The following is a 22,063-nucleotide window of genomic DNA, read 5'->3' on the forward strand; positions in this document are numbered from 1 at the left end:
AATGATGTTGCTGTTGGCAACGGTTGCGGTGCTCTGGATCCCGACGGCCGCCACGGCCGCGGTTCCGGATGATCCCCGGATCAGCGCCGCGATCGAGGCCTGGGCGACCACCCCGCTGTACATCGACCCCGACTATGCCTCGGTGGCCGACGTCGGTCCGATGCTGGCTGAGATTCGCACGGCGCCGGCCCCGGTGTACGTCGCCGTCGTACCGAGTGGCACCTGGTTCCAGGAGAAGGGCGACCCCGAACTGCTGGCCGGCTGGCTCGCGAACGCGAACAGCAAGCCGGGCGTGTACGTCGTGATGGACGGCGACGAGACTCACGCGGTCGCGCACGAGATCCACGCGTACGCCGGGGGCTCGACCTGGTCGTCGGGCCGTGACGAGTCGATGAGCAGCCAGCTCTCCGACTTCCTCGACGGACTGAAACTCAACGACCGGTACGACGCCGAGCCGGCCCGGACCACGCCACTGACACCGCGGCCGGTCGCGGAACCCGAACCGGAACGGTTCACCACCAGCGACGCGATCCGCAACGGACTCGGCGGCGGAGCGCTCGGAATGGCCGGCGGCGCGCTGCTGGCCGGTGTCGTGCTGGGAGTGGCGGCCCTGGTCGCGTCAAGACGTGGAGGACGTTCGTGAAGGTGCTGCCCAAGCTGACGGCCGTGGTGTTGACCGCGGTGGTCACGCTGCTGATGCTGACCGTGACGCCCGCCCAGGCCGGTACCACGCAGACCCCGGCCGAACGGGCGCGCGAGATCGCGACTGCCCTGGAAAAGGACCGGCTGTACGTCGATCCGGCGTACCAGGCTGCTTTGCCGGAGAGCATGCGCGCCGACGTTCGGGCGAAGACCAAGGCGCTCGGATACCCGGTCTACTCGATCGTGCTGCCGCTGACCCCGAGCGACGCCTTCCAGGGCAAGGAAAGCAACGTCCTCACGCTGGTGATCGACGCTCTCGACCGGCCCGGCCTGTACGTCGTGATTGATGGCGGCAGCCGGTTCCCGTGGTACCAGGTGCATGAGCTGTCTCAGCTCGACGATGACCAGGTCCGGCCATACCGGCAACGCGCACTCGCCGACACCGGGTACGACGCCGGTCCGACCGAGGTGCTCGCCCGGATGTACGAGCTGCTGGCTTCGCCTGTGCTGCCGCCGGTGAAGCCGACCGAGTCGGATGGTGGCGGACGCGACGCGGATGCGGACTCGGCCGGCCCGTCAGGCGTCAAGGTCGCGCTGTTCATCGTCCTCGGCACCGCCGTCCTGGTGGGCCTCAGCCTGGTGATCGACCGGGCCCGCCGCGGCGGGCCGCGCCGACCGCGGCGACCTCGCCGCGAGAAGTCGTTCAGCATCCCGCCGCATGTTGCTGCCACGGTGGCGGCCGAGCAGCGCCGGCAGCTGACTCGGGAGACCGCGCTCGAGCTGACCACGCTCGGCTCGAAGCTGGCCGCCTTGCCGAGCGCCCACGGGTTGGGGCTCTCGCATCAGCAGGCCGCCCTCGACGCGCGCCAGGCCGCGGAGAAGGTGCTCGACTCGTCCGAGGATCTCGTCGACGTGGTCGGTGCGATGGTCCTGCTGGACAAGGCCAGGCGCGAGTACGACGCCGCGGTCGCGGTGGCGGCCGACCGTCCGATTGACGCCGTACCGGAGTTGTGTGCGTTCAACCCACTGCACGGCCGGTCGTCCGGACGGAAGACCCAGGTGAAGTCCGACGGCGCCACGCTGACCCTGCCGCTATGCGCCGACTGTCGCCGCGCGCTCGAACGCGGGCAGGCCCCGTCGTCGCTGCCCGGCGCCGACGGGCCGTACTGGCATGGCGACGATCTCTGGGCACGGACCTTCTTCGGCGCCATCGGCGACGACCTCGCCGGGGCGGTGTCGCGCGGCGATCACCGCTCCTGACCTCAGGTGTCCCTGAGGTTCGGCTCAGGGGCGGCTAGGGGGTTCTGCCTGATCCGGCGTACGGCGTCCGCAGCCTACGGTCGAGGCTGACACGCTGGGAGGCGGACGATGGAGAGCAGGCAGCTGGGGGTCGTGGTGCTGGTGATCGCGGCCGGCGTCGGGTTATGGCAGTTCGGGGGAAGAGACAGTGACGACGAGCACCGCATCGACGCCAAGATCGACACGGTGCGGCTGGCGGCCGACAACGCCGACATCAACATCAAGGTTTCCGACGACGACACCACGACGGTGAAGCAGATGCGCCACTTCTGGTTCTTCAAGCGCAGCGACGCCTACTCGGTCGACGGCAGCACTCTGAAACTCGACGGCGACTGCGGCTGGAACTGCAGCGCCGACTACGAGGTGACCGTCCCACGCGGTACCAAGGTCGTCGGCGAGAACGGCAGCGGCGACCTCTCCTTCACCGGAGTAGCCGGCGTCGACGCCACCTCCCGCTCCGGCGAGGTAGACCTCAACGACGTCACCGGCGACGTGAAACTGGACCTGACCTCAGGCGACGTCTCCATCCAGAACCTCACCGGCCGCCTGAACATCAAAGCCAACTCCGGCGACATCGACGCCGACGGACTGCGCGGCGGCCCGATCGACATCGAGACCTCCTCCGGCGACATCGGCCTGGACCTGACCGAAGCCAACGACATCCGGGTCAAGGGCACCAGCGGCGACGTCGAAATCACCGCCCCCACCGGCTACCGAGTAACCACCAACACCCGCTCCGGCGAGGTCGAAAACACCTTGGGCAACGACTCGGCCGCCACCCACAGTTTGACGGCCACCACCGTCAGCGGAGACATCGACCTCCGCCACAACTAGATCGAGGCTTGTGGGTGTTTCTGGTGGGGTACTGGTGGCGTGTCTGACAAGTGATGGATTACAGAGTGCGCACGGAGTAGCGTCTTGAGCAGGACGTACTTCACTAGGAGGCTCGGATGAGCATCGGTGTGGGGATCTTTCTGATGGTGGTGGGCGCGATCTTCGCGTTCGCGGTCCGGGACACCTGGGATGCGGTGAACCTGCAGGTGGTCGGCTACATCCTGCTGCTGGCCGGAGCGGCTGGAATCGTGCTGTCGTTCTACATCACGAACCGGCGGCGCCGGGTGGAGACGGACGCCATCGACCCGGCCATCGAAGAGGAGTACCGGGTCGTCGAGGAGCACCACCGCGACATCAAGGAGTAGGCGCTCAGCCGCCTGACAGCACCAACTGCAACCGTGCCGGTCCGTCAGCAGTGACGCGGACCGGCACACCCCAGTCCTGCCGATGCATGTGGCAAGCGGGGAACTCGACCGCATCCGAGTCATCACAGGACGCGGCCTGCACTGCGACATGCAGTACGCCGTCGCCTACGCGCTCGTCGATCACAAGTCGCCGGACCAGATCGGTGGAGTCGCCGGCACCTTCGCGCAGGAGCGTGTCGGGGGTCGACGAGACCAGAAGCCGCGTCGACGGACCGTACCGGTTGTCGAGCTTCTGACCGGGCGGCGGCGTGAACACCACCTCGAGCGTCACCTCGCCGGCCGCGATGTCCATCGGCGGTCGCTGCGTCCGCGTGCTGAACTCGGACGCCGTCGCCGACGCCCCGAGCGGAATCCGGGTCAACCGATGCGCGGCCGACTCCACCACCAGCAATTCGTTGCCCACAACAACAGCACCGCTCGGTTCGGCGAGCTCGGTCGCCATCGTGTCGACAGTGTCGGTACGCGGGTCATACCGCCGTACGGCGCCGTTGTAGGTATCGGCGATCGCCACCGAACCGTCCGGCAGCACGGTCACCCCGAGCGGGTGCTGCAGCAACGCCTCGCTCGCCTTCCCGTCCCGCAGCCCGAAATCGAACAACCCGGTCCCGACAGCAGTGTGCACCTCACTGTCGATCCACCGCAGCGCCGAGATCTCCGAGTCGGCCAGCCAAAGCCGATCCCCATCCACCGCCAGCCCACTCGTCTGCGCGAACCACGCCTCGCGCGGCTCACCATCCTTCAACCCCTCATTCGTCGTTCCAGCTGCCACCTCGGTGACCTTCGTGATCGGATCGAACGTCCACAACTGGTGAACGCCCGCCATCGCGATCCACACCTTGTCCTGGAACCACGCGACATCCCACGGCGAACTCAGTACGTCGGTGCTGTCGCCATCCATCCACTGCTTGCCGGTCCCAACGAGCGTGCTGACCTCACCGCTCGCCAGGTCGATCCCGCGCAGCGCGTGGTTGACGGTGTCCGCCACGACCACGTCGTACCCAACCTGCTCAGCGATCTCAACCGGCAGCCGCGTCAACCCATTCGGCTCCGAGAAACTCGCCTGCACCCCGTCCGCGAAACCCCGCTGCCCGGTGCCAATCCGCCGTACCAACGTCTCTGCGTCAGCCTGAAGCTCCGCGATGCTGTGGTTCCCCGCATCGGCCACCAGCAGATTCCCGTTGTCCAAGGCAATCACCTTCGCCGGGAACCGCAACTCCGACCACTCCGGCTCAGGAGCGACGTACGGCGACTTCCCCCGCGTCAACGTGCCGGCAGCCTCGTGCTCAGCGATCAGCTCCGCCAGCAACGCATCCAACGCATGCGCATGCCCCTCACCCGAGTACTGCGCCACGATGTACCCGTTGGGATCCACCAACACCAACGTCGGCCAAGCCCGCGCCGCGTAGTTCTGCCAAGTCACCAACTCCGGATCATCCAGCACCGGATGCCCCACCTCATACCGCTCCACCGCGGCCCGAACCGCCGCCTCTTCCCCCTCATGCGCAAACTTCGGCGAATGCACCCCCACAATCACCAGCGCGTCGCCGTACTTCTCCTCCAACGGCCGCAACTCGTCCAACACGTGCAAACAGTTCACGCAACAAAACGCCCAAAAATCGAGGAGCAAAAACCGCCCCCGAAAGTCAGCCAAAGCCAACTCCCGTCCCCCGGTGTTCAACCACCCACGACCCTTGAGCTCCGGCGCACGCACATGCATACATCCAGTATCGCTCGCCCCCATTCACCCTCCACCCCGCGCCCACGCTCCGGGCACCCACCCACCGCGGTGAGCACCCCGCTCCGGGGCACGCGCGCTCCTCCGTCGCGTGCTACCCGCCCCGCACGCCCCGCCCACCCGTCCACGCGGCTGCCGCCGCTTCCTCACAACAACACCTTCCGCCAACCGTCCATTCGCAACCGCCGCCGCTCCCGCCCGCTCCTCCGTCGCGGACACGCGGCTTGCTGAACCGCGGTTGTGTGGGGTGGGGCGTGCCGAGGTGCCGCCCTCGAGAGGCTGGGGCGGTCGCGCGGGCCGTCGTGGCTGATCGTCATCGCGGACGCCAGGGCCATCACAACTGTGTTGGCGCAGTGTGTTTGAGCGGGCGCGCTGTGGGTGAGTCGCGATTGTGATGGCCTGCAGGTCCGCCATCGCCGCAGCCCTCGCTCCGGGACACGCGCGCTCCTCCGTCGCGTGCCCGCGGCTTGCTGAACCGCGGTTGTGTGGGGTGGGAGTGCCGCGGGTGTTGCACCCGATGGCTGAGGTGGTGGGTTGGTGCTGCACGACGCGATGAACACGGTTGGGTGGGCGCGCGCAAGGCGGCTGCTGCGGAGGGCGATCCGGCACCCGGCTGGCCGTCTCCTCGTGCGGTTGAATGTGGCTGTGGACAGCGACGATGCACAGACCTCCAAGGTGTTCGAAGCGCTGCCGGACCGTACGCCACATCACCCGGAGATGTTCTTCGAATGCCTTGCGGACGTCGTCACCACACTCGGGCTCGCCCCGGATCCGGCCGGTGATCGGCACGACTGGGTACGTAACGTCCGGACAGCCCTCTTTCGGGCCTGCCGTGGCGGGATCAGCCTGCCGACGGCATCCTTCGACGTACTGCTCAAGGCTGCCGTCCACGACCCCGATCCCAGCTTCAATCGGCACTTCGTCGAGCCGGCACTCAACGCATTCGGGCGACGGCGTGTCCGGGCAGCCCTTCTCGGGTACTTGCGCACCGGAACCGACGCTGAGCGTGCTGGTGCCGCACGAGCCTGGTACTGGTCAGACATAGGCCTGAAGATGCCCTTGGTGCAGGCGCAGAATCCCGGCCACCCCGAATCCGACGACCGCTCGGTCCTCAAAGTCGACTGGAACGCGGCCGCGCTGCGGGAGTTCGTGGCCAATGAGCATCTCGACGTGCGGCGCTCGATCCTCCCCGGACTGCCTCTCTGGAAGTCGTTCTACCCGCCGGAACTTCATGACTTGGTGGACGCGGCCGTGGCGATAGCGCGGTCCCACCCGGATGGGTACATCCGCCACCGGGTGGAGCACCAGCTGAACGGCTAGCGCGGGAGGATCAAGGTGTCGGTCAGGAGCTTGGCGGTTTTGCGGAGGGTGGCGGGGGACGAGGCCAGGTCGGTGGCCAGGGAGTAGGGGGTTAGGGGTTCGCCGGGGCCTACCAGGCGGTGGCGGTGGGCCAGGAGCCAGACGATGGCTCGGGGCCAGGTGGAGAGGCGGGCTTTGGCCAGTAAGTCGGGGGCGTCTCGGACTAGGCGTTCGGCGATGTCGAAGGCGTCGGGGGCGTAGGCGGTGCCTAGGGTTTCGCCGGCCATGAGCCAGGCGTGGGGGGCTAGGACGGAGAGGGTGGCGGCTTGGGACTTGTCGAGGCCTTGGAGGTCTGGTTGGGGTGGGGAACCCAGGCCGGAGAGGGCTCGGTAGGCGTCTTCCAGGTCGCTGGTGGTGTCGTCGAGGAAGACGCGTTCGCCGACCGGGTCGATGATGGCGGCGGCTTCCAGGGCTGGGGTCCAGACGTCTACGGCGTCGACGGCTTCTTCGACTACGTCCAGGGCCAGTTGGGTGCGGTCGCCGGCGTGGGCGAGCCAGGCTTTGACGACGGTGGGTACGGCGGCGAAGTAGGTGCTGTCGGCAAGGACCTTGCGGGGTAGCCAGTGGGCCAGGAAGAGTTCGACCAGTACGGCGCTCACTCGCAGCGGACCGCCGACTGTGTGATCGACGGCGTGGTCGATCCAGAGGCGGACGATATCGGCTGCATCGTCGGGGAGCTCAAAAGCGAACGAGGAGTCGAGGAACTCGTCGACCAGTTGGTCGCGCTGGCGCGGTGAGAGCAGGGGGCGGATCGGCGGGCGGATGGGGCGTTCGGGCAACTGAGTGAGGCGATTCACCAGCAGGGCCGAGAAGAACTCGAAGTCCTCGGTCACGGGTGGGTCGTCGTAATCGTTGGTTTCGCCGAGTGCCTGCAGGATGATGCCGGCCGCGGTTGCGGGGCGGACGGTGCGGATCGTGACGCGGCCGCCGCGTTGGTACGCGTCCAGCACGCGGTCGACCGGTGGGCCGACGAAGACGTCCTTCACGATGGCGCCGATGTTGTTGTCGATGAAGACTACGACGGTGTGCGGATGCTGTTCGTCGTCATAATCCAGTACGACGCTCAGTCCGTCGCCGGTGATGTCCTCGGACACGATCGCGCTGGTCAGCCGGAAACCGGCGATCCGCGTCACCCAGTCGGGTACCTCGTCCTCGGTGCGCAACCGGGACAGATGCGCGCGTTGCAGCGGCAACCGCCCGGCCGGTCCGACCGTGCGGGCCAGCGAGGTGAGCAGTTGGAAAGACTCGGGGTCACGCCGTTCGCCGAGCACTCGCGCGGCGTCGGCCCAGAAGAACCGCTCGACCTCACCGATCTCGTCCGGGCGTCCGGCCGGCCAGAGCTGGTCGGCGAGCATCGCGGCGGACCGGGCCACCGAGGCCTCGGCGATCACCGGGTGCAGACTGCGCGGGGCGGCGGCCAGGTCGAGGGTCAGCGTCTCCAGCAGGGTCTCGAGCACGGCGACACTCGGCGTCGTGTCGACGTCGACGCCGGCCGCGGGAGCCTGGGTGGGATCCGGGTTCGAATCGACGAGCCGCAGGTGGCTGCGCCGTCCGTCTCGCCCTCGGGGTGACTTGGTCACCTTCGTGAGATTACAGTCCACGCCTAACTCGCCGCAGGCCCATGCGCGCGTCCTGTGGACAACTATTGAGACACGCCGTGAGCACATGACAACGGCCCGTACATCCGAACGGGAAAGATGTACGGACCGTCACCACGACATACCTCAGCCCTTCAACGCTCCGGCCATCAGGCCGCCGATGAACCAGCGGCCGAGCACGATGTAGACGATCAGCGTCGGGAACGACGTGATCAGGGCGCCCGCCATACTGGCCGCGTAGTCGACCTTCTGGCCGCCGGACAGGGCCGCGAGCCCCAGTGTCACCGGGCCGTTGTTCTGCTGGGTGAGGAACAGGGCGAACAGGAAATCGTTCCAGACCGAGGTGAACTGCCAGATCAGCGTGACGACGAAACCGGAGATCGAGATCGGCAGGATGATCCGGGCGTAGGTCTGGATCAGGCCGGCGCCGTCCACGCGGGCCGACTCGATGATCTCCGTCGGGACGATGGTCGCGTAGTAGTTGCGGAAGATCAGCGTGCAGATCGGGATGCCGTAGATGCAGTGCGCGATGATCAGCGTCGGCACTCCGCGGGTGACGTCCAGTTCGGTGAACGTCGTGCGCAGCGGCAGCATCACCGCCTGGTAGGGGATGAACATCCCGAACAGGATGAACGCGAACACCAGGTTCGCGCCTGGGAACCGCCAGCGGGCCAGCACGAACCCGTTCGCGGAACCGATCATCGACGCGATGATCGCGGACGGGATCGCCAGCGTGAGCGAGCGGATCATGTACGGCTGTAGGACGTCCCACGCCTTGCGCCACGGCTCCAGCGTCCAGGTCTCCGGCAACGACCACTGCGCGGCAGCCGTCGTGTCCTGCGAGGTCTTGAAGCTGGTGATGACCACGACGTAGACCGGCGTGAGCACGAACAGCAGGAACAGGATCAGCAGGATGTAGCGCACGGTCCGGCTCTTGCGCGTGGAACCGTCCGCGATCACCCCGCGGCTCTTCGGCGTACGACGGATTGCCGCCGCGGCCGAACCGGTCGCATCTGCGGCGCTCACTCTTCTGCCTCCTGCCGAACGGTGTACGCGACGTACGGGATGACCAGTACCGCGACACACGCCAGCAGCACGATCGCGATCGCCGCCGCCTTGGCCTGGTCACTGCGTAACAAGGTGTTCCACATGTAGACCGCGGGGACTTCGGTGCGGAACTGGTTCGGCCCGGTGATCGCGTAGATCAGGTCGAACAGTTTCAGCGACATGTGCCCCAGGATGATCAGCGCCGACAGCGCGATCGGGGACAGCTGCGGGAACAGCACGTGCCGGTAGAGCTTGAACTCCGAGGCGCCGTCCACCCGGGCCGCCTCGCGCAGCTCGTTCGGGATGCCGCGGAAGCCGGCCAGGAACAGCGCCATGATGTAGCCGGACAGCTGCCAGACCGCGGGCAGCGCGATCGATGCCATCGTGGTCCACCGGCTGCCGGCGGTCCACCACGGATTCTCCAGGAAGTTCAGATGCAGAATCCCGAAGAGCCGGTTCAGTCCGCGGGCGTCGTCGCCCTGGGACGGGTTCAGCAACCAGGCCCAGACCACGCCCGAGGCGATCATCGAGACCGCCATCGGGAACAGGAAGACCGACCGGAAGATGCTCTCGCCCGGGACGCCCTTCTCCAGCAGCAGGGCCCAGAGCAGGCCGAAGATCAGCGTGCCCACGATGAACGCCACCGTGAGCACGCCGAGGTTCTTCAGCGAGTTGAGGAACCGCTCCTCACCGAACAGATTCGCGTAGTTCTCGAAGCCGACGTAGTCGGCCGGGCCCTTGCGGGCCGTGTGCCGATCGGTCAGCGACGTGTTGAACGACCACGCGATCAACCCGTAGACGAAGTACCCGAGCAGCAGCACGGTCGGCAACAGCACCAGGGCGCCAGGGCCCCAGGTCCGGATTCTTCCGTACATGCTCAGATCCCCAACTCGCTGTGCATCAGCTCGTCTTCATCGCGGTACCGAGCGCCGTCTGCAGCTTCGCGACGTCCTGGGCACCGCTGAACTGGCTCAGCGCGGACAGGATGTCGTTGTTCTGACCGGCGGAGCAGGCCGAGCCGTGGGCGCAGGAGCCCGCGATCTTGTCCTTCTTCCAGTCGGCCATCGCGACCTGCTGGTACTTCGGGTAGTCGGCCGCGTTGGCGTCCGAGCGGGCCGGGATCGAACCCTTCTTGGTGTTGAACGCCTTCTGGCCCTCGGCCGAGCCGACGGTCTTCAGCCAGCACTTGGTGCCTTCGGGGTTCTGCCCGTTGGTCGGCAGCGTGAAGGAGTCGGCCAGGAACTGGAACGTGCCCGCGGTACCCGGCGACGGGAAGTAGGTGTAGGCCGAGTCCGGCACCTTGTCGGCGAGCTGCTGCGCGGCGACCCAGTCACCCATCAGCGTGTAGCCGGCCTGGCCCTTGTTCACGTACTGCAGCGCGTCCGGCCAGTCGATGCCCTCGCGGTCGACGTTGGTGAAGCTCAGCAGCGTCTTGTACTTGTTCAGGGCGGCGGTCACGTTCGCACCGGCCCAGTCGGTCTTGCCGTCCCACAGACCGTTGAAGGTGTCCGTGCCCAGCTCGCCGAGCAGCACAGCCTCGACCAGCATCTCCTGGGCGAAGCCCTTGGAGACGGCGAGCGGCGCCTTGACCCCGGCGTTCTTCAGCTTGGTCAGGTCCGCGATCCAGGCGTCGACGGTGGCCGGTGCCTTGCTGCCGTCGATCTGCGCCTTCTTCAGGACCTCCGGGTTCGCCCACACCACGTTGGCGCGGTGGACGTTGGCCGGGATCGAGTAGATCTTGCCGTCGACCGTCAGCTGGTCGATCAGGTTCTGCGGGAAAGCCTTGTCCAGACCGAAGTCCTTGTACAGCCCGCTGACGTCGTCGACCTGACCGGCGTTGATGTAGTCCTTCAGCTCCGCCCCGGCGTGCGCCTGGAAGGTGGACGGCGGCTTACCCGCCTGCAGGTCGTTGGCCAGCACCTGCTTCGCGTTCGAACCGGCGCCACCGGCAACCGCCGAGTTGACGAAGTTGTAGTCCTTGCAGTCGGTCTTGAACACCGACACCAGGCCGTCCAGACCAGCCTTCTCGCCGCCGTCGGCCCACCAGGTGAAGACGGTGACGTCCTTGCTGGCGGTGTTCCCGCTGCCACCGCCGTCGTCGCTGTTGCCACAGGCGCTGACAGCGAGAAGACCCGCCGCGCCCAGCACCGCGAAGGTCTTGCTCAGACCACCACGCATTTTCCACTCTCCGATCAAGCAGTTGTGGCGCCGCCGATGACAACGATGCCCCCTTGACACCGCCCCACTCTGGGCATCCCGAACCCCGGTGTCAACGCTGCGCGCGAGCGCGTTGCGCAACCGTCATCGCACCGCACAACTGCTGTGAGAGCGAGACCATACGAGCGGTTTCGCGCGTTTTTGTCGGTTATTGCGTGACCACAGAGCGTTATGGGCGAAGGAGCACCTTGATCGCCCGGCGCTCGTGCATCGCCTTGTACCCGTCCGCGACCTCGGCCAGCGGCAGGTCCAGATCGAAGACCTTCCCGGGGTTGATCTCCCCGGCCAGTACGTCGGCCATCAGCTCCGGCAGGTACGCCCGCACCGGCGCCATCCCACCGGCCAGGCCGACATTGCGCCGGAACATCGTCCCGATCGGAACCTCGACCCCATGCGGTACGCCGACGAACCCGACCGTGGCCCCGGCCCGCGCCACGTCGAACGCGGTCTCCATCGACTGCCCGGTCCCGACACACTCGAGCACCGCGTCGGCGCCGACACCATCGGTCAGAGCCAGTACGGCGTCCCGCGCCTCGTCACCGCGTTCCGAAATGATGTCCGTGGCACCGAACTCGACCGCCAACTGCTGCCGCGACTCGTGCCGCGACAGCGCGATCACCCGCTCGGCACCCATTCGTGCGGCCGCCAGTACGCCGGACAGTCCAACCGCACCGTCGCCGACCACGACCACCGTGTCGCCAGCCTTCACTCTCGCGGACCGAGCCGCGTGCCAGCCGGTCCCCATCACGTCGGAAAGCGTTAGCAGCGACGGAATCATCGACTCGTCCGGCGGTTCCGGAGTCGTGACCAGCGTGCCATCGGCGTACGGGAGTTTCACGTACTCGCCCTGACCGCCGTCGGCCTGCTTGCTGCCGTAGCCGACCAGGTTCTCGCACGCGGTCTGGAAGCCGGCCCGGCAGTGCGCACACGTCCCGTCGCTGACCACGAACGGCGCGATCACGAAGTCCCCCGGCTTGACCGTCCGCACGTCGGCGCCGATCTCCTCGACGACTCCCACGAACTCATGCCCGATCCGGCTCCCCGGCCGGATCTTGTTCTCCCCCCGATACGGCCACAGGTCCGACCCACAGATGCACGAGGCAACAACCCGCACCAGCGCATCAGTCGGCCCATCGATCTTCGGGTCCGGCACCTCGGTCAGCTGGATGTCGTACGGCGCATGAATCGTGGTCGCTCGCATCTCCCCACTACACCACAGCCGCCCACCCCCTCGCCCCGCGCCACCAGTGGTGGCGTGAGACACGAACTACCTGCCGGAGACTTGGTGCCACAGGGCTCCGGCCGCCGTTGCCTGTCTCCTGCCACCACTGATGGCCGGGGCGGTTAGAGGGTGGTGTAGCGGCCTCGGCGGTGGATGAGGGGCGGTACGTCGTCGGTCGCCAGCTCGACGTGGGCTATCTCGAGTTGGACTTGGAGGGCCCAGCCGATCTCGGGTGGGTCGGGGGTGACGAGGGTGCAGCCGGCCCAGGTGGAGACGCCTGCAGGGGCCGGGCCCCAGTCGGTGTCGGTCCAGTCGATCATCCGGAACGGGCCGCCGGGAGCGGGCGCGACGTAGCCGAAGGCGTCGGCTAGTTGCTGGTGTGGACCGCCGAGTAGGGACACCACGGCGGTCCTTGCCTTGTGCAACGTTTCCCAGAGGTCCGAGTCCGGGTCGATCAGGCCGATCACGAACCCGGGTTCCCCGTCGGCGATCAGCATCGACGAGACCGTCAGCCCCGCCCGCTTCCCGCCGTACGATGTGGTCCAGAGACCGACCGGTGACGGCAACCGCCCGCGCAGCCGGCGTACCGGACTGCGCTCGGACTCGGGCGGCAGAAACGGGTGGTCGCCGTGGATCGTCACTCCTGCACGGTAACCCGGGCGGGTAGGGCGAACCGGTCGATGGGGTGCATGAGCAGTCCGCTGGATCCGCGCACCGACTCCACAGCCCCATCTGAATCAAACGTGAACCCGTAGGACTCGCCGTACGCGCCGTACCCAGATCCACCCGTGACGCGCAGGCGATCGCCGTCGGCTTCGAGCGGTTGCGGGTCGTCGGCGGGGTCCGTGTCGGTCGGGTCGATCGCGTACAGCCGACCGCCGAGGACGGTGATGTCCGTGACGCCCCACAGGTTGGCGTAGCGGCCGACGAAGCGGTGCAGCCCGGCCGCGTCACCACGATCCTTCGACGAGGCCAGGTCGATCAGCTTCAGACCAGCCTCGGCGAGCTGGGCTGCCGGACCGTCGATGGCGTTGGTCAGCACGGAGATCGCCAGCCGGCGCGAACCGTCGACGAAGGTCTTGGTGATGTGCCCCGGGTAGCCGCCGGCGTGCCCGAAGTAATCCCGCTCACCGATCTTCGTCACCTGCAGACCGAGCCCGTACCGCACGCCGTCGTCCTTGCCCGCCTTCCAGAGCGGATGCTGCATCTCACGCTTCGAGCGGTCCGACAGCAGCCGCTCGTCACCGGGGAAGTGCGCGGAGAAATACGTCACCAGGTCACGAGCGTTCCCGAAGAACCCGGTCGCGGACGCCAGCGCCCGGGTGTCGACATGCTCGATCGGCACCCGCGTCTCGGCGTACGAGAGCGCGCTGTGCCCGGCCGCGTATTCACCGAGCCGGGCCGGATCCAGCTCCGGCCCGAGCCCACTCAGCCCGAGCTTGTCGACGATCCCGGTCTGCACGAACGCGTTGTACGACGTACCACTCGCAGCCTCGATGATGAGTCCGAGCAACCCGTAGCCGATGTTCGAGTACTTGAAGCGGTCGTTCTCGGGCAACACCGCAGCACCCGAATCCCGCAGTACGGCGAGCAGCTGATCCCGATCGGGGAAGAGCGTCGCCAACTGCCACCAGTCCGCCGCGCCGCTGTCCCGCGTCACGCCACCGGAGTGCGCGAGCAACTCGCGGACCGTGCGCTCACCGAGCGGCGTACCGACCAGCTCGGTCACATGCTGCGCGGCCGCGTCGTCGAGCCGCACACGCCCCTGCTCAACCAGCTGGAAGATCGCCGTCGCCGTGAAGGTCTTCGAGTGCGAGGCGATCCGGAACAGGTGGGACTCGGTCAGCGGTACGGCGTTTTCGACGTCGGCCAGGCCGTACGCCGCGGAGAAGGCGATCCCGTCCGCGGCGTGGACAGCAGTCTGAACTCCAGGCACCCGCTGGTAGCGCTGGTTGAACGCCAGCCAGCGGTCGTAGTAGGTAAGAGCTTCGCGAAGGTTGGCGGCATCCAAAGCGTCAGGCATGACGCCTAGACTGAATGACCCGGAAGCGGCTCGCAACGTATGCGCCGTCGGTATAGGTCGAATTCGCTGCCGGGTTGGCTCCAGTGCCGTGAAAATCACTGAACGCAGCCGACTGGTTCACAAACACGGGACCGGTCAGGTTCTCCGACAGCGCGACCCCTGCGTCCAGCGCGGCCTCGCGGGCCTGGTCGAGGACACCGGCATCGGTCGAGTAGATGCCCGCCGTCATCGCGCCACCCTCGGTGACGGTCTGCTGGAACAGCTCGATCGACTCCGCGGTGTCCGCGGTCTTGACCAGGAACGACACCGGCCCGAAGCACTCGCGCCCGTACACATCGGTGTCCTTGGCCTCGAGCGCGACCAGCAGCGGCGTCCGGACCACGGCATCCGGGAAGGCCGGGTGCTTGATCGCCCGCGACTCCAGTACGACGTCGCCGTACTCGCCGGCCAGGTCGAGGCGGCTGATGACCGCGTTGTTGACGATGCCACCGAGGATCTCGACCGCGCGGGCATCGTCGCCGAGCAGCTTGCCCATCGCACCGGCGATCCCGGCGCCGACCTCCTCGAACGACTTGTGCCCCTCGTCGGTCTCGATCCCGCCGGCCGGGATGAACAGGTTCTGGGTGGTGGTGCACATCTGGCCGGAGTACAGGGCGAGCGTGAAGGCCAGGTTCCCGGTCAGCGCCTTGAAGGCGTCGGTGGAGTCGATGATGACTGCGTTCACGCCGGCCTTCTCGGTGAAGACACTCGCCTGGGTGGCGTTCTGCTCGAGCCAGTCGCCGAACTCGCTGCCCCCGGTGAAGTCGATCAGCTTCACCTCGGGCCGGGTGGCCAGCGGCTTGGCCAGGCCGTCGCCGGCCTTCTCGACGGCCAGGGTGACCAGGTTCGGGTCGAAACCGGCCTCGCCGAGCACCTCGCGGCAGACCTCGACGGTGATCGCCAGCGGCAGCACCGCGAGCGGGTGCGGCTTCACGACGACCGCGTTGCCGGTGACGAGCGAGGCGAACAGGCCGGGCCAGGAGTTCCAGGTCGGGAAGGTGTTGCAGCCGATCACCAGCGCGACGCCGCGGCCGGTGACGGTGAAGTTCTTCTGCATCCGGATCGGGTCGCCCTTGGCCGGCTTCTCCCAGAGCGCCTCGGCCGGGTAGCGGCTCATCTCCTCGTGCGCGTAGGCGACCGCCTCCAGCGCGCGGTCCAGCGCGTGCGCGCCACCGGCCTGGAACGCCATCACGAACGCCTGGCCGCTGGTGTGCTGAACGGCGTTGGCCAGCTCGAACACCCGCTTGTGCAGCCGGTCCAGGATCTCCAGCACGACGCCCGTCCGGCCGTCGACCCCCACGTTGCGCCAGGCGGTCAGTCCCTTGCGCGACGCCTCGAGCAGCTCGTCCAGACCGGATTCGACCGTCCGCGGGTACGACACGTCGAGTTTGATCCCGAACGGCGACTCCTCGGTGACCACCGTGCCGCGGGACCCGGGGGTTTCCACGGCGAACGTCGTACCGAGGTGGGCCTCGAAGGCGGCCTGGCCGTCGGCTGCCGCCGTCTCGCCGTACACCCGCGGGCTGGGGGACTCCGGGAACGCGGAGTGGTAGCCGCGACTGCGGATCGCGGTCAGAGCGGCGTCGAGACGGTCACGATGAGCAGCCAGCAGATCGGTCATGCTGGCGATGTTACAGTCAGAGGCATTATCGGGGCTAGAGTGTCACAAACCCTCACCCGAAGGGGCAAGTCGGTATGGATCTGGCGAACCGCGTAGCGGCGGCGATGTGGGCGGAGGACACCGCCAGCGCCGGCCTGGGTATGCGCCTGGTCGCGGTCGGGGACGGTACGGCGTCGGTCGAGATGCCGGTCCGCGACGACATGGTGAACGGGCACGGGATCGCGCACGGCGGCTTCGTGTTCAGCCTGGCCGACTCCGCGTTCGCCTTCGCCTGCAACTCCCGGAACCAGGTCACGGTGGCGCAGGCCTGCGACATCGTCTTCGTCGCGCCCGCGCACCTCGGCGACCTGCTCGTCGCCGAGGCGGCCGAGCGCACCACCTTCGGCCGGAACGCGATCTACGACGTGACGGTCCGCCGCGGCGACGACGTCATCGCCGAATTCCGCGGCCGCAGCCGCCAGTTGTCGGGAACGATCATTGAGGAGCAGGCATGACGCGCGAGGCGTTCTTGGTCGACGGAGTCCGGACCCCGATCGGCCGGTACGGCGGTGCGCTGGCCGGCGTTCGCCCGGACGATCTGGCCGCGCACGCGATCCGGTCCCTGCTGGCCCGACACTCGACTCTCGACCCGGCGCTGATAGACGATGTCGCGCTCGGGTGTGCGAACCAGGCCGGTGAGGACAACCGCAACGTGGCCCGGATGGCCGTGCTGCTCGCGGGTCTCCCGGTCGAGGTTCCCGGTACGACGATCAACCGGCTCTGCGGGTCGGGTCTGGACGCACTGGCGTATGCCGCCCGATCGATCATTGCCGGGGACAACGACGTACTGATCGCCGGTGGCGTCGAATCGATGTCGCGGGCACCTTTTGTGATGCCTAAGGCAACTACCGCATTCTCCCGGCAGGCCGAGGTGTTCGACACTACGATCGGCTGGCGGTTCGTGAACCCAGTGCTGCAGGCGCAGTACGGGATCGACTCGATGCCGGAGACGGCGGAGAACGTTGCCGCCGACTACAACATCTCCCGCGAGGACCAGGACCTGTTCGCGCTGCGCAGTCAGCAGCGCGCAGCCAAGGCCCAGGCGAACGGCCGGTTGGCCGAGGAGATCGTGCCGGTCGAGATCCCCGGCAAGCGCGGTGCGGTGACCGTCGTCGACACCGACGAGCACCCGCGCGAGACCACCCTCGAAGCCCTGGCCGGACTCAGAACGCCGTTCCGCGACGGCGGTACGGTGACCGCGGGCAACGCGTCCGGCATGAACGACGGCGCGGCCGCCCTGCTCGTGATGAGCGGCGACATGGTCTCGCGGCTCGGCGTTACTCCGCTGGCGCGGATCGTCGGTACCGCGACGGCCGGCGTACCGCCTCGGATCATGGGGATCGGGCCCGCGCCGGCCACCCGCAAACTTCTCGCTCGGACCGGTGTCGCACTGTCCGATATCGGCGCGATCGAGCTGAACGAGGCCTTCGCTTCACAGTCGCTGGCCGTCCTGCGCGAGCTCGGACTCCCCGACGATGCCGAGCACGTCAACCCGAACGGCGGCGCCATCGCCCTGGGTCACCCCCTGGGGATGTCCGGCGCGCGCCTCGCTCTCACCGCAGCCCTGGAGCTTCGCCACCGCGACGCCGGGTACGCGCTCGCCACCATGTGTATCGGCGTCGGGCAGGGCATCGCGACCCTGTTAGCCCGTCCCTAGGAGTACTGAAGATGCTCGGTGATGCGTGTCCCGAGGAGTTGCTCGATCCCGGCGAGCGGCTGTCGGTCGACGAGCTCCGGTCCCGGCAATTGTCGTTGCTGCAGGCAACGGTACGGCGGTGCTACGAGAACGTGCCGCACTATCGGGCAGCGTTGGACGAGGTCGGGTTCGCGCCCGGTGATCTGCAGGAGTTGTCCGATCTGAGCCGACTGCCGTTCACCGGTAAGAAGGATCTGCGGGACAACTATCCGTTCGGAATGTTCGCCGTACCGCAGTCCCAGGTTGCGCGGGTGCACGCCTCGTCCGGGACGACCGGCCAGCCGACCGTGGTCGGGTACACCCAGCAGGACATCGACACCTGGGCAGATCTGATGGCCCGCTCGATCCGCGCGGCCGGGGGCCGGGCTGGCGACATCTGTCATGTTGCCTACGGCTACGGCCTGTTCACCGGCGGGCTTGGCGCTCACTACGGCGCCGAGCGACTGGGCTGCACCGTCGTACCGGTCTCGGGTGGGATGACCGAGCGACAGGTCGACCTGATCCGCGACTTCGGCGCTCGCATCATCATGGTCACCCCGTCGTACTTCCTCGCGATCATCGACGAGATGGAACGCCGCGGCCTCGACCCGCGCGACACCCAGCTGCGGATCGGCATCTTCGGCGCCGAACCCTGGACCGAGCAGATGCGCACCGAGGTCGAGCAACGCACCGGCATGCACGCGGTCGACATCTACGGCCTGTCCGAGGTGATGGGCCCGGGCGTCGCGCAGGAGTGCGTTGAGTCCAAGGACGGCCTGCATATCTGGGAAGACCACTTCTACCCCGAGATCATCGACCCGGTCACCGGCGAGGTCCTCCCCGACGGCTCCGAGGGCGAGCTGGTCTTCACCACCCTCACCAAACAGGCCTTCCCCGTCATTCGGTACCGCACCCGCGACCTGACCCGCCTCCTCCCCGGTACGGCGCGCCCGGGCATGCGCCGGATGGAGAAGATCACCGGCCGCACCGACGACATGATGATCGTCCGCGGCGTGAACGTCTTCCCCACTCAGATCGAAGAACAGATCCTCGAGGTCGACGGCCTCACCCCGCACTACCTCTGCATCCTCACCCGCCCCGGCCGCCTGGACGAACTCACCGTCCAGGTCGAGGCCGCCCCCGGATTCACCGACCGGAGCACCGCAGCCGCCGTACTGTCCCGTCGCATCAAGGACCGCGTCGGCGTCACCGCCACCGTCGAGATCCTCGACCCACACGCCCTGGAACGCTCACTGGGCAAGGCGAAACGCATCAAGGACAACCGCTGACCCTCTACAGCGGGAGGACCGTGGTTCGGTGGTGGTGCTCGAAGACCACCGAGCTGCGGATGTCGGCAATCTCCTGTCGTTTGGCGAGGTCGAGGACGAGGTCGCGGAGTGCCTGGGCGTCTCGGACTGCGACGTGCGCGAGGAAGTCGGAGGCGCCGGAGACCATGAACATGTCGAGGGTCTGCGGGAGTTGCATCACGTAGTCCTGGAAGGCGGTGGCCTTGGCCATCGCCTGCGGGCGCAGTTTGATCGAGATGATGGCCTGCATGGCGCGGTCGATCGCCTTCAGGTCGACGGCGGCGTGGTAGCCGCTGATCACCCCGCGCTCGCGCAGTGAGCGGATCCGCTCCAGGCAGGTGGACGGGGCGATGCCGAGCTCGGCGGCCATCTCGCGGTTGGTGCGGCGGGCATCGTTCTGCAGGATCCGCAGCAACGCCGTATCAAGTTCGTCCATGACCACGATTTTCGCAGATCTGCCGAACGATGTTCGGTTGCGCGGGTGAAATCTTGTACGTCGGGATACGTTCCGACTGTGCTGACGAACAAGATCGTGGTCATCATTTCCGCCGACGCCCCGGTTGGCGTCGCTCTGAACACCGCGGCGTTGCTCGGGGTCGGCCTCGGCCACCGGCATGCCGAGACAGTCGGGGCCGACACCGTGGATGCCGGCGGGAATCCGCACACTGCCATGTCGGCGTACCCGATCCCGGTGCTGAAGGCGTCGCCGGAACGGCTTCACGAGTTGCGTGCACAGGCCGCGGCTCGCGACGACGTCGTCGTGCACGACATGAACCAGATCGCCCAGCAGGCGAGGACCTATCAGCAGATGAGCGACACGTTGGCCGGCACCAAGCCCGAAGACGTCGAATACCTCGGCCTCGCGATCCACGGCCCGCGGCAGGCCGTCGACTCCCTCACCGGAGCACTCGCGCTGTACCGCTAGATCAGCGCGTCCTGCGGCTCCGGCAAACGCGACTTGCGGAAGGCCGGCGGCCGGATGTGCGGACGGACGAGGGCCTCGACCTCGAAGTCCTCGAGGTCGAACTTTCCGGCGATCTCCCGGTACGACGCCCCCGTGCGAATCCGGTCGAGAACATCCTCGACGCGAACGCCGGAGCCGGCGATAACCGGCTGACCGCGCGACTGCGACGGGTCCACGATGACGTCGATGTCCTGGTAGATCACGAGTCGCAGCGTCGCGGCGTACCCGTCATCGGACCACCCGATCGCGGCCGAGCCCCGGCGCAGCACACCCGGCAGACCCCCTTGGCTGTCGCGGATGCGTTCCCACCCGGCTTCGCGCCCCTCGGCGGCGATCTCGATCAGCAGGTCGCGCCCGTCATGCGCAAGCCCCGACCAGGCCAGCGGGTACTGCCGCCCAGCCCGCGACCGCAATGCCACCGCGGCCTCGCCGATCGCCTGCAAGGACAACCCAGTACGACGAAGCTGCCGCAACATGTGGGTCTCGACCAGCCCCGCGAACGTGATCGTCGGCTCCCCACGCCCACCCGCCCCAGCCGCCAACGCCCCCGACCGCAACCAGTCCCCAAGCGTCGTAGCCGGCAACCCGAGATGCAACGCCACCTCGGCACGCGTGTACAACGGCCGGTCAAACCGTGAATCCACGTCGAACCCCTTCACGCGGGCGGGCGCTGTCCCCCAAGCTTGCCATTGCGCGGACCGCCCCCACTCACCAACTCGCGCAACACCTCCGCCGCCACGCTCAGCCCTCGGCCGCGATCGCCCGTTCACGGCACTTGGTGAGTGGCACAGATCCGCTTCCAATAATCCTTCGCCCGCCGACACCCCCTCGTTGTACCGTGCTGCCCTACGCGGAAGGAGGTGAGTGCGATGTCGTACCGAACCGTCGCGCCGCCCGTCCGCCGTACCCACGGCTGAGGTCGGGCGGCTCCCCATCACAGGAGCTTTCGCATGACCGACGTACCGCGTCCACCCCTGACCGCACCTGAGCGCGAGCAGTTGATCGGATGGCTCGATCACCAGCGTTCCTTCGTCCGGATGAAGTGCACCGGACTGTCCGAAGAAGATGCCCACCGCAACGTCGTGCCGACGTCGCCCTTGATGACCCCGGCCGGCCTCGTCGCCCACCTGCGCTGGAACGAGTACGCCTGGTTCCAGCTCAACCTGCTCGGTGTCCCCGACACCGGCCAGACCCCGTGGACCGAGGGCGGCCATCCCGACGCCGAGATGCTGGTCGACGACGTACCGATCGCCCAGCTCCTCGACGAGTACGACGCGGAATGCCGGCGATCCAACGAGACGATCGCCGCCCTCTCGCTCGACACTCTCGAACAAGGCCCGTACGCCACGAAGGGCGAAGCCGCGTCGTTGCGGTACGTGCTTTGTCACATGATCGAGGAGACCGCCCGCCATGTCGGGCACCTCGACATCATTCGTGAACTGATCGATGGCCGAACCGGCTACACCAAACTTGAGGAGATTGCATGAGACCACCCCTGACCGGTGACGAGCGGACCCAGCTTGTTGGTTGGCTTGACCACCTTCGCTCGTTGGTGCGGGTGAAGTGTGAAGGCTTGAGTGAAGCCGATGCGCATCGCGTGGTGCTGCCTACTTCGCCGCTGACCAATGTGGCCGGGCTGGTGGCGCATCTGCGGTGGGTTGAGTACTCGTGGTTCCAGCAGAATCTTGCTGGGATTCCGGACACCGGGCAGACGCCGTGGACACCGGATGGGCATCCCGATGCCGAGATGCTGGTGGACCACGTACCGCTGGCGCAGTTGCTTGACGAGTACGAGGCGGAGAACGCACGATCCAACGCCGTGGTCGCGTCGATGGACCTTGGTGACGTCGAGCGCGCAGTCGTGCGGGACAGCGGGCAGGCCTCGGTGCGGTACGTGCTGTGTCACCTCATCGAGGAGACCGCGCGGCACCTCGGGCACCTCGACATCGTCCGTGAACTGCTCGACGGCGGGACCGGGTACGAGTCGATGAACTGATGTCGGACCCCGTGCCGGTTC

Annotated in this window: 22 protein-coding genes; 11 read left to right on the forward strand and 11 right to left on the reverse strand. The window is 67.5% G+C overall.

The features are described from left to right. Nucleotide 1: 1 nt before the first annotated feature. From ABD231_RS36485 to ABD231_RS36500, 4 genes are all read left to right on the forward strand, one after another. The gene (locus ABD231_RS36485; RefSeq protein ID WP_344162967.1) at nucleotides 2-643 is read left to right on the forward strand and encodes a hypothetical protein; all 642 of its coding nucleotides are present in this window, start codon (nucleotides 2-4) and stop codon (nucleotides 641-643) included. Then, nucleotides 640-1,902 (forward strand): hypothetical protein, encoded by a 1,263-nt coding sequence (locus tag ABD231_RS36490; RefSeq protein ID WP_344162970.1) that lies wholly within the window; start codon nucleotides 640-642, stop codon nucleotides 1,900-1,902. Before ABD231_RS36485 ends, ABD231_RS36490 begins: the two co-directional genes overlap by 4 nt. Before the next feature lie 108 nt (nucleotides 1,903-2,010). Beyond that, nucleotides 2,011-2,775, forward strand: coding sequence for a DUF4097 family beta strand repeat-containing protein (locus tag ABD231_RS36495; protein ID WP_344162973.1), 765 nt, complete (start codon nucleotides 2,011-2,013; stop codon nucleotides 2,773-2,775). A 116-nt stretch (nucleotides 2,776-2,891) separates the two neighbouring features. Then, a complete protein-coding gene (locus ABD231_RS36500; RefSeq protein WP_344162976.1) occupies nucleotides 2,892-3,140 on the forward strand; it encodes a DUF6458 family protein in 249 nt (82 codons plus the stop codon). 4 nt (nucleotides 3,141-3,144) lie between these two features. Here the strand turns inward: ABD231_RS36500 and ABD231_RS36505 are convergent, their stop codons facing one another. After that, nucleotides 3,145-4,941, reverse strand: coding sequence for a thioredoxin-like domain-containing protein (locus ABD231_RS36505; protein ID WP_344162979.1), 1,797 nt, complete (start codon nucleotides 4,939-4,941; stop codon nucleotides 3,145-3,147). Between the two features lie 639 nt (nucleotides 4,942-5,580). Here ABD231_RS36505 and ABD231_RS36510 point away from each other — a divergent pair. Beyond that, on the forward strand, nucleotides 5,581-6,255 hold the full coding sequence (locus ABD231_RS36510; RefSeq protein WP_344162982.1) for a hypothetical protein: 675 nt from the start codon (nucleotides 5,581-5,583) through the stop codon (nucleotides 6,253-6,255). Here ABD231_RS36510 and ABD231_RS36515 read toward each other — a convergent pair. The 8 genes from ABD231_RS36515 to paaN form a co-directional block, all read right to left on the reverse strand. Then, nucleotides 6,252-7,874: a hypothetical protein gene (locus ABD231_RS36515; protein ID WP_344162985.1), complete on the reverse strand. Its 1,623-nt coding sequence runs from the start codon at nucleotides 7,872-7,874 to the stop codon at nucleotides 6,252-6,254. The two genes, ABD231_RS36510 and ABD231_RS36515, sit on opposite strands and share 4 nt — an antisense overlap. A gap of 144 nt (nucleotides 7,875-8,018) precedes the next feature. Beyond that, nucleotides 8,019-8,879 (reverse strand): carbohydrate ABC transporter permease, encoded by an 861-nt coding sequence (locus tag ABD231_RS36520; RefSeq protein ID WP_425554244.1) that lies wholly within the window; start codon nucleotides 8,877-8,879, stop codon nucleotides 8,019-8,021. 35 nt (nucleotides 8,880-8,914) lie between these two features. Next, entirely contained in the window at nucleotides 8,915-9,814 is a 900-nt protein-coding gene (locus ABD231_RS36525; protein WP_344162992.1) for a carbohydrate ABC transporter permease, read from the reverse strand. A gap of 25 nt (nucleotides 9,815-9,839) precedes the next feature. Then, nucleotides 9,840-11,117: an ABC transporter substrate-binding protein gene (locus ABD231_RS36530; RefSeq protein WP_344162995.1), complete on the reverse strand. Its 1,278-nt coding sequence runs from the start codon at nucleotides 11,115-11,117 to the stop codon at nucleotides 9,840-9,842. A 208-nt stretch (nucleotides 11,118-11,325) separates the two neighbouring features. Next, nucleotides 11,326-12,357 carry a zinc-dependent alcohol dehydrogenase family protein gene (locus ABD231_RS36535; protein WP_344162998.1) on the reverse strand — a complete coding sequence of 344 codons (1,032 nt, stop codon included), beginning with the start codon at nucleotides 12,355-12,357 and terminating at the stop codon, nucleotides 11,326-11,328. A 143-nt stretch (nucleotides 12,358-12,500) separates the two neighbouring features. Further along, on the reverse strand, nucleotides 12,501-13,019 hold the full coding sequence (locus ABD231_RS36540; RefSeq protein ID WP_344163001.1) for a flavin reductase family protein: 519 nt from the start codon (nucleotides 13,017-13,019) through the stop codon (nucleotides 12,501-12,503). Beyond that, nucleotides 13,016-14,401, reverse strand: a complete 1,386-nt coding sequence (locus ABD231_RS36545; protein WP_344163004.1) for a serine hydrolase domain-containing protein — start codon at nucleotides 14,399-14,401, stop codon at nucleotides 13,016-13,018. Before ABD231_RS36545 ends, ABD231_RS36540 begins: the two co-directional genes overlap by 4 nt. Continuing rightward, nucleotides 14,394-16,061: a phenylacetic acid degradation protein PaaN gene (gene paaN / locus ABD231_RS36550; RefSeq protein ID WP_344163007.1), complete on the reverse strand. Its 1,668-nt coding sequence runs from the start codon at nucleotides 16,059-16,061 to the stop codon at nucleotides 14,394-14,396. The genes ABD231_RS36545 and paaN overlap by 8 nt, the downstream gene beginning before the upstream one ends. Before the next feature lie 74 nt (nucleotides 16,062-16,135). On the opposite strand from paaN, the gene paaI reads away from it, so the two are divergent. From paaI to paaK, 3 genes are read left to right on the forward strand one after another with little or no spacing between them, the layout of a single operon-like run. Beyond that, complete coding sequence (paaI, locus tag ABD231_RS36555; protein ID WP_344163010.1) at nucleotides 16,136-16,555, forward strand: hydroxyphenylacetyl-CoA thioesterase PaaI; 420 nt, start codon at nucleotides 16,136-16,138, stop codon at nucleotides 16,553-16,555. Then, nucleotides 16,552-17,757 (forward strand): 3-oxoadipyl-CoA thiolase, encoded by a 1,206-nt coding sequence (gene pcaF, locus ABD231_RS36560; RefSeq protein ID WP_344163013.1) that lies wholly within the window; start codon nucleotides 16,552-16,554, stop codon nucleotides 17,755-17,757. The genes paaI and pcaF overlap by 4 nt, the downstream gene beginning before the upstream one ends. A gap of 11 nt (nucleotides 17,758-17,768) precedes the next feature. Next, on the forward strand, nucleotides 17,769-19,064 hold the full coding sequence (paaK, locus tag ABD231_RS36565) for a phenylacetate--CoA ligase PaaK (RefSeq protein ID WP_344163016.1): 1,296 nt from the start codon (nucleotides 17,769-17,771) through the stop codon (nucleotides 19,062-19,064). A gap of 4 nt (nucleotides 19,065-19,068) precedes the next feature. Here the strand turns inward: paaK and ABD231_RS36570 are convergent, their stop codons facing one another. Continuing rightward, nucleotides 19,069-19,518: an Lrp/AsnC family transcriptional regulator gene (locus tag ABD231_RS36570; protein WP_344163019.1), complete on the reverse strand. Its 450-nt coding sequence runs from the start codon at nucleotides 19,516-19,518 to the stop codon at nucleotides 19,069-19,071. A 78-nt stretch (nucleotides 19,519-19,596) separates the two neighbouring features. On the opposite strand from ABD231_RS36570, the gene ABD231_RS36575 reads away from it, so the two are divergent. Beyond that, nucleotides 19,597-20,007 (forward strand): DUF2000 domain-containing protein, encoded by a 411-nt coding sequence (locus tag ABD231_RS36575; protein WP_344163022.1) that lies wholly within the window; start codon nucleotides 19,597-19,599, stop codon nucleotides 20,005-20,007. On the opposite strand, the gene ABD231_RS36580 is transcribed toward ABD231_RS36575, so the two are convergent. Then, nucleotides 20,004-20,690, reverse strand: coding sequence for a DUF433 domain-containing protein (locus ABD231_RS36580; RefSeq protein ID WP_344163025.1), 687 nt, complete (start codon nucleotides 20,688-20,690; stop codon nucleotides 20,004-20,006). The two genes, ABD231_RS36575 and ABD231_RS36580, sit on opposite strands and share 4 nt — an antisense overlap. Nucleotides 20,691-20,996: 306 nt before the next feature. Between ABD231_RS36580 and ABD231_RS36585 the strand changes: the two genes are divergently transcribed. Both ABD231_RS36585 and ABD231_RS36590 read left to right on the forward strand, forming a co-directional pair. Next, nucleotides 20,997-21,533 carry a DinB family protein gene (locus ABD231_RS36585; protein WP_344163028.1) on the forward strand — a complete coding sequence of 179 codons (537 nt, stop codon included), beginning with the start codon at nucleotides 20,997-20,999 and terminating at the stop codon, nucleotides 21,531-21,533. Continuing rightward, nucleotides 21,530-22,042: a DinB family protein gene (locus ABD231_RS36590; RefSeq protein ID WP_344163031.1), complete on the forward strand. Its 513-nt coding sequence runs from the start codon at nucleotides 21,530-21,532 to the stop codon at nucleotides 22,040-22,042. The genes ABD231_RS36585 and ABD231_RS36590 overlap by 4 nt, the downstream gene beginning before the upstream one ends. The last annotated feature ends 21 nt before the right edge of the window (nucleotides 22,043-22,063 follow it).

Source organism: Kribbella yunnanensis, assembly GCF_039529655.1.
GTDB classification, from domain to species: domain Bacteria; phylum Actinomycetota; class Actinomycetes; order Propionibacteriales; family Kribbellaceae; genus Kribbella; species Kribbella yunnanensis.